The sequence below is a fragment of the Streptomyces bicolor genome, from assembly GCF_000719285.1.
Lineage (GTDB): Bacteria > Actinomycetota > Actinomycetes > Streptomycetales > Streptomycetaceae > Streptomyces > Streptomyces bicolor.
The window spans coordinates 142,627-156,041 of sequence record NZ_JOFS01000009.1 but is presented as its reverse complement, the minus strand read 5'-3'; the positions used below and the strand labels follow the sequence as shown (position 1 = coordinate 156,041).

The following is a 13,415-nucleotide window of genomic DNA, read 5'->3' as shown; positions in this document are numbered from 1 at the left end:
GGCCGCGTGTCCCGAGACGCGCACGCGCCTGGTCTAGAGGTTGGCCGCGTCCACGGAGTAGACGGAGCGCACGCCGTAGGGGACGTAGAGGGCGTCGCCGGAGCGGGTGATGGGGAGGCCGCTGCCGGCCGCGGCGTCGCCGCCGGGGCTGGGGCGGGCGTCGCGTTCCCTGCCGGTGTCGCGGTCCAGGGCGGCCAGGCGGCCGCCGGGCGAGGCGATGATGACGTACGCGCCGAAGGCGAGCGGGGGGCCGGGGGACTCGACGGAGGAGCGGGTGTCCCAGAGGCGGCGGCCGGTGCGGGGGTCCACCGCCTGGACGCGTCCGCTGGAGGTGGTGAAGAAGACCGTGCCGTCGCTGACGGTACCTGTGCCGCCGGCGGCCACCGGGCGGGCCAGGCGCACGGTGTGCTTGGTGTGGTCGGCGACGTCGATCGCGGTGAGGGAGCCGTAGGCGGCGGTGCTGTCGTCGACGAACAGCAGGCGGCCGTCGGCCTGCCCCACCAGCGTCAGCGAGCCGGACACGCCGACCGTCCAGCGAGGTGCGCCGGTGGCGGGGTCGATACGGATGACCCTGGCCCGCTCGCCCCCGGCGTCGGAGCACAGGAGGTAGCCGTTCCCGGCGACGGCACGCAGGTCGCAGATGTCGGCTTTGGGCAGGGAACGCCGCCAGCGCGGCTTGCCGGTGGCGGCGTCGAGCAGCGTGTACGACATCGACTTGACCGGGTCCGCGCTCAGGACGCCCTGCGGGACGACGCCGACGTTCGACTGGGCGCCGCCCGGGCCAATGCTGGGGGCGCTCGCCTCCGTGCCGTGCCATACGCGCCGGGACCACAGGACCGAGCCGGAGCGGGCGTCGAGGCCCTGGATCGAGTAGTCGTAGATCATCGAGCCGGGTTCGTTCTTGTTCGGGACCTCGTTGTTCTCGTAGACGTAGACCCGGTCCTCGTTGGTGCCGAGCACCTCGCCCTCGGAGCTGCCCGTCTCGTCCGGGGTGGGATCCACGGGGCTGCTCCAGGCGACCCTGCCGGTGGCGAGCTCGAAGCGTGCCGCCTTGACGTCGTCGCCCGCGCAGATGAGGCCGCCGTCGGCGACGGCACAGTTCGTGAAGGAGCCCCCGGCGAAGCCCTCGGGGTCGTGGGTGTCCTTGGCCTGCCAGGCACGCCAGCCGGCGGGGAGGTCGCGCGCGGCCGGGGTCGGCTCGGCGTTGACCGCCACGACGGTGACGGTGGTCGCGGCGGCCAGCAGCAGGGCGCTCAGGGCGGAGACGAGGAGGAGTCGGCTGCGGCGCCGCCGGCGTGGGGCGGACGGCTCGTCCGGGGTGGTCGCGGGGCCGGGTTCGGGGCGTGGGTCGGGCAGGCGGCCGTCACGCAGGAGCGTGAGGAGTTCGGTGGTGGTGGGGCGGGACTTCGGATGCTTTTCCAGGCACAGGCGGATGAAAGGGAGCAATTCGTCCGGTACGCCGTCGAGTTCCGCATCGCCGTCGACGACCCGTAGGGCCGTCTCGTAGGGGCTCGGGCTGTCGAAGGGGCCGCGGCCGGTGGCGGCGTAGGCGAGGACCGAGCCGAGGGAGAAGACGTCGGCGGCGGGGCCCACTTCCTGCGGCGAGGAGAACTGCTCGGGGGACATGTAGGGCGGGGTGCCCATCACGCGGCCGGTCTGGGTGAGGACGTCGGAGGCCGCGAACTCGGCGGCGCGGGAGATGCCGAAGTCGATGACGCGGGGGCCGTCCTCGGCGAGCATCACATTGGCCGGTTTCAGGTCCCGGTGGATCATTCCGGCGCGGTGGATGTCGCGCAGCGCCTCCGAGAGCCCTGCGGCGAGTTCGCGCAACTTCGGCAGCGGCAGCGGGCCGTGGCGGCGGACATGGGTGCCGAGGTCCTCGCCGGGGATGTAGAGCGTGGCCATCCAGGGGCGCGGCGCGTCGGCGTCCGCGTCCACGACGGGGGCCGTGAAGGCACCACTGACCTGGCGGGCGGCGGCCACCTCGCGGCGGAAGCGGATGCGGAACTCGTCGTCGTCGGCGTACTGCGCGTGCACGACCTTGAGGGCGAGACGGCGGCCGGAGGCGGAACGGGCCAGGTACACCACGCCCATGCCACCGGAGCCGAGGCGGTCCTCGATCCGGTAGCCGCCCACTTCCGCCGGGTCGGTCTCGCGCAGCGCCATCCCGTACGTCCCCCGTTCCGCACCGTCGTTTCGTACGTTCGACGATCACGAACGAGGGTATCCGTACCCTTCCGGGCGGCCCCACGGACCCTAGAACTGGATCGAGTTGATGGTCTCGGCTATCGAGTTGAGGAACCGCTGGATGTCGTCGGCCATCCCGGTCGAGGCCAGGAAGAAGCCGAACAGCACGGCGACTACGGCGGGGCCGGCCTTCAGGGATCCGCCACGGATCAGCACCACCAAGACGATCGCCAACAGCAGCACCACTGACAGCGAAATGGCCACAACAGATCACACCCTCGGTCGGTCCGCTCTCCCGGCCCGGGGACGCGACCCCGCGCACCCCCGCCAGAACCATCGTGCCACCAACCGGGCCCCGCTATGCGGCACGTGACGTTTCGTTCGCCACACCTGTGCCGGATCTGTGCGGGTCGCGAGCGCTCCGGACCTTGCGTCTTGTGCCCGTACTGCTTTTCGACCGGACACCCGCACAGGGAATTCGGCGAGATCGTTTCCATCGGCACACAACGTGTTCGCGGGCATTTCGAATTCTTGACGTGGTGATCATTCAATGATCATTGCGCCGCAGGCAACTCCTGGTCATATGCACCTTTTAGTCAGGATGAATCCGGACAAGACGGGTGGCCAACAGGTGGCCGACAGGTGCATGTTCGTTGTACACGCGTCATCGAGCGCAATAACCACGAACAACCTCGGGGGTTTTACGAAATCACACAGACAACGCTAGGGTGCCTCAGATGTTCCACGCTGTCTCGTCCCCCGTATGCGCAGCGAGGTCCCGGATCGACTCCCCCGGATTCCGGCGGGAGGGTCTGTGACGAACTCGCTGCGCCCGCACGGCCACAACAGAGCGCCCCTTCCCCCGGCACAGTCGTCGGCGGACGGCGTGCCGAGTCCGCGCTCACCGCAGAGCCGGCAGGCTCAGGCGGACAACAGACCCGCGTCCAGCGGTGCCAAGCAGCGCGACGCGTTCTTCGACAACGCCAAGTACCTGGCGATCGTACTGGTCGCGATAGGACACGCCTGGGAGCCCATCAAGGGCGACAGCCGGATCCTGGAGGGCGTGTACACCGTCGTGTACACCTTCCACATGCCGGCGTTCATCATCATCTCCGGCTTCTTCTCGCGCAGTTTCGACGCGACTCCCAGTCGGCTCAAGCGGCTGATCACCGGCGTCGCCGTGCCGTACATCGTCTTCGAGACGGCGTATCCGCTCTTCAAGCGCTGGATCGACGAGGACCCGAGCCAGGAGATCAGTCTCCTGGACCCGTGGTATCTGACCTGGTTCCTGTGCGCGCTGTTCATCTGGCGGATGACCACCCCCATCTGGAAGATGGTGCGCTGGCCGCTGCCCGTCGCGCTCGGCCTCGCCATGGCGGCGACGGTCACCCCGGAGATCGGCGACGACCTGGACCTGCAGCGGGTGCTGCAGTTCCTGCCGTACTTCGTGCTGGGTCTGATCATGAAGCCCGAGCACTTCCACATGGTGCGCACGCGTACGGTGCGGATCCTGTCCGTGCCGGTGTTCGCGGTGGCGCTGGCCTTCGGATGGTGGGCCGTGCCGCGCATGAACACCGCGTGGTTCTACCACCGTGACGCCGCGCAGGAGCTGGCCGCGCCGTGGTGGAGCGGGCCGGTGATGGTGCTGGCGATGTTCGGCTGCTCGCTGCTGCTGACGGCCTGCTTCTTCGCCTGGGTGCCGCGCCGCCACATGTGGTTCACGGCACTGGGCGCGGGCACGCTGTACGGCTATCTGCTGCACGGCTTCGTCGTGAAGGCCGGTGACTACCAGGGCTGGTTCGACCACGCGTGGCTGCAGCGCCCGCTGGGCGAGATCTTCGTCACCGTCTGCGCGGCGATCGGTGTCACCCTGCTGTGCACCAAGCCGGTGCAGCGGGTGTTCCGGTTCGCGATGGAGCCCAAGATGGAGTGGGCGTTCAAGCGGGATGCGGCGCAGCTGGCGCGTGAGCGCGAGAAGCGTGAGGGTGCGGCCGCTCGGGAGAAGGTCAACGCCTGACCGGAATGCCCCGGTTCCTTCTGTGGGACGTCACTCGCCGGCCAGACCGAGAAGTGCGCGCATCTTTGCGTACTTCTCGGTCAGTCGTTTCCGGGTCGCCTCGTCGAGGAGCGCGAGGCGTGTGGGGTCCGCGTTGTGCGCCAGGTCGGACTGCTTGACCAGGAGCGCGCCGTCGGTGGCGAGGATGCGCTGTGCGTACGACTCGGGGGATTCTCCGTCGCGCTTGGTGAGCGCGAGCACGATGGCCTTCGTGCGGGGGCTCAGGGGGGCCTCTGCGAGCCATCGTTCGTCGAGCGCGTCGTCTTCGACGGCGTCGTGGAGCCAGGCTGCGGCGATCTGTTCGGGGTCGCCGCCGCGGGTGCGTACGCCGTCGGCCACGGCCCTCAGGTGCTCGGTGTAGGGGCGTCCGGCCTTGTCGGTCTGGCCCTCGTGGGCGGCGCGGGCGATGGCCTCCACGGCGGCGAGGGACAGCTGGGTTCGGGGTGTCTCGGTCACCGGTCCAGTGTCTCGCCCCCGCCGGCCCTACCCGTCCCATCCCCCAGGGACGCTGCCCCTTCGACCCCGGCCCCTCTGGGGGCTGCCGCCCCCAGACCCCCGCTTCGGCCCCGAAAGGGCCTCGTCCTCAAACTCCCCCAGAGGGGGCACCCCCAGACGGGCTGAGAGATACGGCCCGGCGCCGAAAAGTCGCCGCCGCCCGAGGAAGACGCCCCCTGCGGGTGGGTGGGGGCTGGGGGGTGGTGTGGTTTCGGCCTCGACACCCGACCCACTGAAAAACACTGCCCAACACCGAGAAGGCGCCGCCACCCGAAGAAGACACCCCCTGCGGGTGGGTGGGGCTGGGGGGTGGCGTGGTTTCGGCCTCGGACACCCGACCCGCTCAAAGACACTGGCCGACGCCGAGAAAGCACCGCCACCCGACGAAGACACCCCTCGCGGGCGGGCGGAAGCTAGGAACGGTGTGGCCTCGGCCTCGAACACCCGACCCGCTCAAAGACACTGGCCGACACCGAGAAAGCACCGCCACCCGACGAAGACACCCCCCGCGGGTGGGTGGGGGCTGGGGGGTGGTGTGGCCTCGGCCTCGGACACCGGACACTGGGCCCCGGGACGGAGTCGCCCCGTCCTCAACGCCGGATCCGCTGAAAGGTCGTGACCGGCGGCGTGACGTGTGGACCCGGAGGGTCAGCGGGTCGCCGTTGCTGTGGGGCCCTCGCGGCAGATCAGTAGGAGGGCGCGGTCGTCGTTGACGTCCTTTGCGACCGCCTCGATGAGGTGCCACGCGGCGCCGTGGAAGCCGCCGGCGACGTAGCGGTCGGCCTCGCCGGTGAGGCGGTCGATGCCTTCGACGATGTCGCGGTCCGATGTCTCGACCAGGCCGTCCGTGAAGAGCATCAGCACGTCGCCGGGGCGCAGCGAGCCCTTCACGGGGTCGAACTGGGCGCCGTCGTACACGCCGAGAAGGGGGCCCTCGGCCGCCTTCTCCTCCCAGCGGCCGCTGCCCGCGCTCAGTTGCAGGCCCGGCGGGTGGCCCGCCGAGTACAGCTCGTAGTCGCCCGAGTCGAGGTCCAGGACCAGGTGGATCGACGTGGCGAAGCCCTCGTCCCAGTCCTGGCGGAGGAGGTAGCCGTTGGCCGCGGGCAGGAAGGCGTGCGGGGGGAGGCTGCCCAGGAGGCCGCCGAAGGCGCCCGAGAGGAGGAGGGCGCGCGAGCCCGCGTCCATGCCCTTGCCGGACACGTCCGTCAGGACGACCTCCAGGGTGCGGCCGCCGTTGGTGCGGGCCGCCACCACGAAGTCGCCGGAGAAGGACTGGCCGCCCGCCGGGCGCAGCGCCATCTCGCGATGCCAGCCGTGCGGCAGGCTCGGCAGCTTGCTCTGGACGCGGATGCGTTCGCGCAGGTCGAAGAGCATCGTGCCGCCGCGCCGCCAGGGCACGCCCACGCGGCTGCGGAACTGCGCGATGAGGAGGCCGAAGAAGCCGCAGGCCGCGACGACGAGGACCACGCCGGGGGTCACGCGGGACGGGCCCTCCGTGTACGGCCCCAGCTGCACGGACTCCACGATCAGCGCCGTGGCAGCCGCCGCGTACAGGCCCAGCAGGCTCGCCGGGCGCAGCAGCAGACCGCCGGCGACGATGGGGAGGACCAGTGCGGCCGGGGAGAACCACACCGGGTTGGCCATCGTCACGGCGCAGATCAGGGGAACCGTCAGGAGCAGGCCGGCCAGTGCGATCCAGTCCGAGCCGTCGCCGCGGAAGTAGTCCACCGCGCTTCTGCGCACGCCGACGCGGGCCCGGTGCCACTGCATCCTCAACCGGGCCATGAACGTCTCGGCCGCCGTGCGCCGCTCTCGTCCTGCTGCCATTAGTTCGGGACCCTATCCATCGGACCAGCTGCTTGGCACGGGAGGTCCCACTTGTCCCCCGTCCGAGGTTCAACTTCACAGTGAACTTCACGGAAAGCGGTCTCGCCGCCGCCAACGAGAAATTCCCTCGCTCGTCCCGCAATGCCCTGGTAGGCATGGTTCATGGCGAAAGACAGTGCGAGCCACCCCGGGTACGCCGAGCTGCGGGTGTTGCGCCGGGACGACTGGGACAACTGGTACGACACGCTGATCCGCGGCTTCGGCGGGGTCCCGGAGGCGGCCGAGGAACGGGAGTTGTGGAACTCCCTCACCGAGTTCGACCGTTCCCTCGGTGCCTGGGACGGGGACGCGTGTGTGGGCACGGCCGGTGCCTTCAGCTTCCGGCTGACCGTGCCCGGCGGTGCCGCCGTGCCCGCCGCCGGGGTCACCATGGTCAGCGTGGCCGCGACGCACCGCCGGCGCGGCGTCCTGACGTCGATGATGCGCCGGCAGCTCGACGACGTGCGCGCGTGGGGCTGGCCGCTTGCCGTGCTGACCGCCTCCGAGCCGGAGATCTACGGCCGGTTCGGGTACGGCATCGGCACGTTCCATGTGAACTCCGAGATCGACACGGCCCGCGTCCGCCTGTCCGTGCCGCCCGGCACGGATGACGTACGTCTGCGGTACGCCGTCGCGGCCGACGTCCTCGACGTGTGCGAGGCCGTGTACGCGCGCAAGGTCCCCGGCCGGCCGGGGATGCTCGTACGGACGCCCGGCTGGGAGCGGCTCCGGCTGCTCGACCCGGAGAGCGACCGGGACGGCGGGTCACCCTTGCAGTGCGTGCTGGCGGAGCGGGACGGCGAGGTCGTGGGGTACGTACGCTTCCGGGTCAAGCCGGAGTGGGATGCCGGCGGACCCAAGGGCGTCGTCCATCTGCGGGACACCGAGGCCCTGGACCCGGCGGCGCAGGCCGCGCTGTGGCGGTTCCTGTTCGACATCGACCTCACGTCCACGGTGAAGGCGTACGGGCGCCCGGTGGACGAGGCCTGGCAGTACCAGGTGTCCGACATCCGGCGCTGCGCGCTGCGGGTGCGGGATTCCCTGCATGTACGGCTGGTGGACCTCGGGGCCGCACTGGAGGCGCGGACCTATCAGGCGCCGGTGGATGTGGTGCTGGAGGTCGAGGACGCCTTCTGCCCCTGGAACGCCGGGCGTTGGCGGCTGTCCGGCGACGCCAAGGGCGCGTCCTGCGAGCGTACGACCGACGCGGCCGATCTCGCCCTGTCCGTACGGGAGTTGGGGGCGGCCTATCTCGGTGGCGTGAGCCTGGAGGCGCTGGGCGCGGCCGGGCGGGTGCGGGAGCTGCGGCAGAGGGCGCTGGCGGAGACCTCGGTGGGGTTCGCTTCGGCTGTGGCGCCTTGGCTGCCGCACGGGTTCTGAGCCCGAGCCGGGGGCGGATCCGGCAACGCCCCTACGGAGTCTGGCAGTTCGGGCACCAGAACAGGTTGCGCGCGGCGAGGTCGGCGGTGCGGATCTCGCCGCCACAGATGTGGCAGGGCAGGTTGGCCCGGCGGTAGACGTAGACCTCGCCGCCGTGGTCGTCGACGCGGGGCGGGCGGCCCATCGCCTCGGGGGTGTGCTCCGGGCGTACGGTGTCGATGCGGTTGTTGCGGACGCCCTCGCGCATGAGCTCGACGAGGTCCGTCCAGATGGCGTCCCACTGCGCGGGGGCGATGTCCTTGCCCGCGCGGTAGGGGTCGATGCGGTGCCGGAAGAGGACCTCGGCGCGGTAGACGTTGCCTACGCCCGCGATGACCTTCTGGTCCATGAGCAGGGCGGCGATCGTCGTACGGCTGCGGGAGATCCGGCGGTATGCCAGGTGCGGGTCGGCGTCGGTGTCCGCGCGGAGGGGGTCGGGGCCGAGACGGTCGTGTATCGCCTGCTTCTCGGTGTGCGTGATCAGGGCGCAGGTGGTGGGGCCGCGCAGGTCGACGTATGCGGTGGCGTTGGCCAGGCGGAGGCGGACGGTGTCCGTGGCTGGGGGTGCGGGGGCGTCGCCGAAGTTGACCTTGCCGAAGAGGCCGAGGTGGATGTGGATCCAGTCGGTGTCGCGGAAGCCGAGGAAGAGGTGCTTGCCGTGGGCCTCGGTGTGGGTGAGTTCGGCGCCGTCGAGGAGGGCTGCGGCGTCGGAGAACTTGCCCTGGGGGCTGGTGACGTGCACTGCCGTGCCGGCGAACCGGCTCGCGTAGTCCTGGGCGAGCCGGTGGATGGTGTGCCCCTCAGGCACGGTGGCTCCTTCGTCGTGTGCGGGTGGGTGGGGCCGGGCGTGCGGTGTTTCCGCCCCGCCGCCCCTGCCCGTCCCATCCTGAAGGGGCTCCGCCCCTTCCACCCGGTTCCCTGGGGGCTGCCGCCCCCAGACCCCCGCTTCGGCCCCTGAAGGGCCTCGTCCTCAGACGCCGGACGGGCTGAAAAAACCAGCTACTGCTGCGGGTGGTGCGGCGGGATCGGGGGCAGGTCGCCTGTCGTCTCGTAGGACGCGAGCATGTCGATGCGTCGGGTGTGACGCTCATCACCGGAGTACGGCGTGCCCAGGAACGTCTCGACGAACTTCGTCGCCTCCTCCGTCGTGTGCATGCGCGCACCCACCGCGACGACGTTGGCGTTGTTGTGCTGGCGGCCCAGCGCGGCCGTCTCCTCGCTCCAGGCCAGCGCCGCGCGGACGCCCTTCACCTTGTTCGCGGCGATCTGCTCGCCGTTGCCGGAGCCGCCGATCACGATGCCGAGGGAGTCGGCGTCCGCGGCCGTCCGCTCCGCCGCACGGAGGCAGAAGGGCGGGTAGTCGTCCTGGGCGTCGTAGATGTGGGGGCCGCAGTCGACCGGGTCGTGGCCGGCCGCCTTCAGCCACTCGACGAGGTGGTTCTTGAGTTCGAAGCCCGCATGGTCGGAGCCGAGATACACGCGCATGGAACGAGTGTGACACGGCTGTTTCCGGGCAGCAGCGTCGGGTGTCGATCACGTCAAATGTGACGCAGGCTATGGAAGCTCAAGGAAACCTCAAGTAACAATCCCGAATCAAAGGTTTCCGAATCAGTTCTCCTCCGATTCACTGGTCCGACTCGTACACCGCTCGTTCACCCCCCGTACGAGAACCGCTCCCCACGGCGCAAAGGAAATCCGTTCCATGACTTCGCAGCCGACCCAGAAGACGGCCGGATCGGCCGGACCGGCCGGACCCGCCCCCGGCGGCCACGGCCTACAGGCCGGGCTCAAGAACCGCCATCTCTCCATGATCGCCATCGGCGGTGTCATCGGCGCCGGACTCTTCGTCGGGTCCAGCTCCGGTATCGCCACCGCCGGCCCCGGCATCCTCCTCTCCTACGCCCTCGTCGGCACGCTCGTGGTGCTGGTGATGCGGATGCTGGGTGAGATGTCCGCGGCCAACCCGACCTCGGGGTCGTTCTCCGCCCACGCCGACCGGGCGCTCGGGCGCTGGGCCGGGTTCTCCATCGGCTGGCTGTACTGGTTCTTCTGGGTCGTCGTGCTGGCGGTCGAGGCGACCGCCGGTGCGGTGATCCTGGAGGGCTGGATACCGGCCGTACCGCAGTGGGCCTGGGCCCTGATCGTGATGGTGGTGCTGACCGCCACCAACCTCGTGTCCGTCGGGTCGTACGGCGAGTTCGAGTTCTGGTTCGCCGGGATCAAGGTCGTCGCGATCGCCGCGTTCATCGTCATCGGCGGTCTGGCCGTCTTCGGTCTGCTGCCGGGCGTCGACAGCGACCAGGCCGGGATCAGCAACCTCACCGAGCACGGCGGCTTCCTGCCCAACGGTGCCGGGGCCATCCTCACCGGTGTGCTGCTGGTCGTCTTCTCCTTCATGGGCAGCGAGATCGCCACGCTTGCCGCCGGTGAGTCCGAGAACCCGCAGCAGGCCGTCACCAAGGCCACCAACAGCATCATCTGGCGAGTCGCCGTCTTCTACCTCGGCTCGATCTTCGTCGTGGTCTCGCTGCTGCCGTGGGACAGCAAGTCCATCGCCGACGACGGCTCGTACGTCGCCGCGCTCGACTCCCTCGGTATCCCGCACGCCGGTCAGATCATGAACTTCATCGTGCTGACCTCGGTGCTGTCCTGTCTGAACTCCGGCCTCTACACCGCCTCCCGCATGGCCTTCTCCCTCGGCGAGCGCGGTGACGCCCCGAGGGCCTTCGCCCGCACGACCGGCAACGGCGTGCCGCGCACGGCGATCCTGGCCTCCGTCGTCTTCGGATTCGTGGCGGTGTTCTTCAACTACGCCTACCCGGACTCCGTCTTCCTCTTCCTCGTCAACTCCTCCGGCGCGGTCGCCCTGTTCGTCTGGCTGGTCATCTGCTTCTCGCAGCTGCGCATGCGCAAGATCATCCAGGCCGAGGCGCCGGAGAAGCTGGTCGTGAAGATGTGGCTGTACCCGTACCTGACCTGGGCCACGGCCGCGCTGATCGTCTTCGTCCTCGGCTACATGCTCACCGACACCGAGCACGACGGCCGCAAGACCGTGCTGCTGTCGCCCTGTGGAGGGGCGGTGGGGTGCGCTGTGCACCCCACCGCCCCTCCCTTTTTCCGTGCGGTCACAGCACCGTGAAGCCGTCCTTCACCTTCTCGTAGGTCCGCAGGGCCTCGGCCTCGATGTCCGGCTGGTACCACGTGTTGATCTGGTACGACTTGCCGTCCATGGTGAAGCCCAGCAGCTGGGCGTGCCAGGGCGCGCCCTGCAGGGTGAAGGTGTACTCCCAGACGACCGCCGGGTGCCCGCGGAACGTCGTCCGCTCCAGGCGGATCTTGCGGTACTGCTGCCCCTGCTGGGCGTTCTTCTCCGACTTCCGCCAGGAGTCCATCAGGTCGTCGCGGGCCAGGGACGACTTGGCGGCGAGTTCCTGCTTGCCGTCCGGCGAGGTGTAGTGCACCTCCGACCCGGTCTTGACGTCCCGCCGCCACCCCTCGGGCGGCACCCACGCGAACCCGCCCGCTTCCCGACGCGACCCGGGCGGCAGGCTCTGCGGCCTCGACGTGCCCTCGACCGTGGACGACGGGCCGGCGCCCGGGGAGGACTCTGCGGAGGCGGACGCCGAGGATCCGGCTTCCTTGCCTCCCGGCGACCCCAGGTTGGTCGCCAGGACGACCGCGACGACAGCCCCCGCCGCGACGACACCGACGGCCACGGCGACACGTCCCGTACGGCGCCGCCCTCGCCGGGGTTCGGCCGGGACCGGCGGGCCGGGGAGCTCGCCGGGTGGCATCGGGTGGTACGGCCGTGCGGCGCCGGGCAAGAACTCCGGCTCCGGGGCGGGCCGCCGCTCGGTCACCGCATCGGCTCGGGACAGGGAGACGCCGGGGCGGCGGGGGGTGGGACTGCCGGGATGATGGGCCGCCGGGGGGTGGGAGCGGGCCTCTGAGCGGGGTTCTGAGGGGGGCTCTGTGGAGGAGGGAGGGGTGGTGGAGGGGTTGGTGGTGGAGGAGGAGCGCGGGGCGGAAGAGGTTGAGGATGGGGCCGGCTTGGTGATCGAGGGTTGCGGCGGTATCGCGTCGTGTACGGCGTCGTCCGGTCGCCGGGGGTCGCGCGGGGTGAGAGTCGGGGGCGTCGGCAGAAGGGCGGGAGTGGGTGTCTCCGTCGGGGGCGGCTGGGGTGCCGGGATGGCCGGCGTGGGCTCTGGATGCGGGGTCGGCTGGGGGGTGGGATTGAGCGCGGCCGTCGTTGGGGGATCCGGCGTCGGCTCGGTTTCGTGCGTGAGGTTGTCCATCCGCTCGAGCTCGATCGCCGACCCCTGATCGGGCTGCGGGGCGGGCCGCGGCTCAGGCCGCAGCTCCGGTGCCTCCGCCGAGGCGGGTTCCCCGCGCACCGGCCCTCCGCGCACCGGCTCACGCTGCCCCGGTTCGCCGCTCCCCGGCTCCCCCTGCCCCCGCCCCTCCACCGGCTCCCGGAACTCGCCGACCACTCCCCCGAGCACCGGCATCGTCGGCACCGGTGCCGGAAAGGCCACCGGCTGCAGAGCCGTCTCCAGATCGTCCAGGCCGGGCCGGGCCGACGGGTCCTTGTCCAGGAGCGCGGCGAGTACGCCCCTCAACGGGCCTGCCGTCGGCGGCAGTTCGGGCTCCTCGTACAGGACCGCGTGCAGGGTCGCCAGGGTCGTGTCGCGGGAGAACGGGGAACGGCCGGCCAGGGCCGCGCTCAGTGTGGCGCCCAGGGACCAGATGTCGGACGGTGGGCCCTGGGGGCGGCCGGAGACGCGCTCGGGCGCCATGTAGTCGGGCGAGCCGACCAGCATGCCGACCATGGTGAGGGCTTTGGCGTCCTGGATCGCCGCGATGCCGAAGTCCGTCAGCACCACCCGGCCCCGCCCGCTCGCCGCCTGCGCCTCGGCCTCCACCAGGACGTTGCCCGGCTTGATGTCCCGGTGCAGGACACCGCGGGCGTGGACCTGGCGCAGTGCCGCCACGAGGCCCATGCCGATCCGGGCCGTTTCGCACGGGCCGAGCGGGCCCTCTTCCGCCACGATCCGTTCCAGGGAGCGGCCGGCCACCAACTCCATGACGATCCACAGGCGTTCGCCCTCGTCGACCACGTCGTAGACCCGTACGACGTGGGGGTGGTCGATCCGCGCCGTCGCCCGCGCCTCGCGCAGGGTGCGTTCGCGGCGGGTGCGGGTGTCCTCCGGATCGAGGCCGTCGATGCGCATTTCCTTGACGGCGACCAGTCGATCGAGTATTTCGTCGACCGCTCGCCACACCCGCCCCATTCCCCCCTGACCGATACTCTCGACCAGCCGGTAGCGCCCCGTCACCAGTAAACCGGGAAGCCCGCCACTCCTCGTATTTCCCGCGCTTCCCGCATTTCCCG

10 protein-coding genes are annotated in these 13,415 nt (G+C 70.7%); 3 read left to right on the top strand and 7 right to left on the bottom strand.

Annotated features, from left to right (window positions below; translation table 11 throughout):
- Positions 1 to 33: 33 nt before the first annotated feature.
- Positions 34 to 2,166, bottom strand: a complete 2,133-nt coding sequence (locus tag IF78_RS0113835; protein ID WP_031476848.1) for a serine/threonine-protein kinase — start codon at positions 2,164 to 2,166, stop codon at positions 34 to 36.
- A 90-nt stretch (positions 2,167 to 2,256) separates the two neighbouring features.
- A complete protein-coding gene (locus IF78_RS0113830; RefSeq protein ID WP_004001285.1) occupies positions 2,257 to 2,451 on the bottom strand; it encodes a hypothetical protein in 195 nt (64 codons plus the stop codon).
- Positions 2,452 to 3,001: 550 nt separating this feature from the next.
- Here IF78_RS0113830 and IF78_RS0113825 point away from each other — a divergent pair.
- Complete coding sequence (locus IF78_RS0113825; protein WP_037640407.1) at positions 3,002 to 4,204, top strand: acyltransferase family protein; 1,203 nt, start codon at positions 3,002 to 3,004, stop codon at positions 4,202 to 4,204.
- 30 nt (positions 4,205 to 4,234) lie between these two features.
- Here IF78_RS0113825 and IF78_RS0113820 read toward each other — a convergent pair whose 3' ends face one another.
- Both IF78_RS0113820 and IF78_RS0113815 read right to left on the bottom strand, forming a co-directional pair.
- Complete coding sequence (locus IF78_RS0113820) at positions 4,235 to 4,699, bottom strand: HD domain-containing protein (RefSeq protein ID WP_031476846.1); 465 nt, start codon at positions 4,697 to 4,699, stop codon at positions 4,235 to 4,237.
- Between the two features lie 687 nt (positions 4,700 to 5,386).
- On the bottom strand, positions 5,387 to 6,565 hold the full coding sequence (locus tag IF78_RS0113815) for a PP2C family protein-serine/threonine phosphatase (RefSeq protein WP_031476845.1): 1,179 nt from the start codon (positions 6,563 to 6,565) through the stop codon (positions 5,387 to 5,389).
- A gap of 162 nt (positions 6,566 to 6,727) precedes the next feature.
- Between IF78_RS0113815 and IF78_RS0113810 the strand changes: the two genes are divergently transcribed.
- Positions 6,728 to 7,984: a GNAT family N-acetyltransferase gene (locus IF78_RS0113810; protein ID WP_051827813.1), complete on the top strand. Its 1,257-nt coding sequence runs from the start codon at positions 6,728 to 6,730 to the stop codon at positions 7,982 to 7,984.
- A 31-nt stretch (positions 7,985 to 8,015) separates the two neighbouring features.
- Here the strand turns inward: IF78_RS0113810 and IF78_RS0113805 are convergent, their stop codons facing one another.
- Both IF78_RS0113805 and IF78_RS0113800 read right to left on the bottom strand, forming a co-directional pair.
- Entirely contained in the window at positions 8,016 to 8,831 is an 816-nt protein-coding gene (locus IF78_RS0113805; protein ID WP_031476843.1) for an Fpg/Nei family DNA glycosylase, read from the bottom strand.
- Positions 8,832 to 9,022: 191 nt separating this feature from the next.
- Complete coding sequence (locus IF78_RS0113800; RefSeq protein ID WP_031476842.1) at positions 9,023 to 9,508, bottom strand: ribose-5-phosphate isomerase; 486 nt, start codon at positions 9,506 to 9,508, stop codon at positions 9,023 to 9,025.
- Between the two features lie 217 nt (positions 9,509 to 9,725).
- On the opposite strand from IF78_RS0113800, the gene IF78_RS0113795 reads away from it, so the two are divergent.
- The gene (locus IF78_RS0113795; protein ID WP_051827811.1) at positions 9,726 to 11,162 is read left to right on the top strand and encodes an amino acid permease; all 1,437 of its coding nucleotides are present in this window, start codon (positions 9,726 to 9,728) and stop codon (positions 11,160 to 11,162) included.
- On the opposite strand, the gene IF78_RS0113790 is transcribed toward IF78_RS0113795, so the two are convergent.
- Positions 11,149 to 13,314 (bottom strand): protein kinase domain-containing protein, encoded by a 2,166-nt coding sequence (locus IF78_RS0113790; RefSeq protein WP_037640404.1) that lies wholly within the window; start codon positions 13,312 to 13,314, stop codon positions 11,149 to 11,151. The genes IF78_RS0113795 and IF78_RS0113790 overlap by 14 nt on opposite strands.
- Positions 13,315 to 13,415 lie beyond the last annotated feature (101 nt).

Coding starts and splice junctions, on each gene's coding strand:
- IF78_RS0113790 (WP_037640404.1), bottom strand. CDS start 13,314: ATGGGGCGGGTGTGGCGAGCGGTCGACGAAATACTCGATCGACTGGTC.
- IF78_RS0113795 (WP_051827811.1), top strand. CDS start 9,726: ATGACTTCGCAGCCGACCCAGAAGACGGCCGGATCGGCCGGACCGGCC.
- IF78_RS0113800 (WP_031476842.1), bottom strand. CDS start 9,508: ATGCGCGTGTATCTCGGCTCCGACCATGCGGGCTTCGAACTCAAGAAC.
- IF78_RS0113815 (WP_031476845.1), bottom strand. CDS start 6,565: ATGGCAGCAGGACGAGAGCGGCGCACGGCGGCCGAGACGTTCATGGCC.
- IF78_RS0113835 (WP_031476848.1), bottom strand. CDS start 2,166: ATGGCGCTGCGCGAGACCGACCCGGCGGAAGTGGGCGGCTACCGGATC.
- IF78_RS0113810 (WP_051827813.1), top strand. CDS start 6,728: ATGGCGAAAGACAGTGCGAGCCACCCCGGGTACGCCGAGCTGCGGGTG.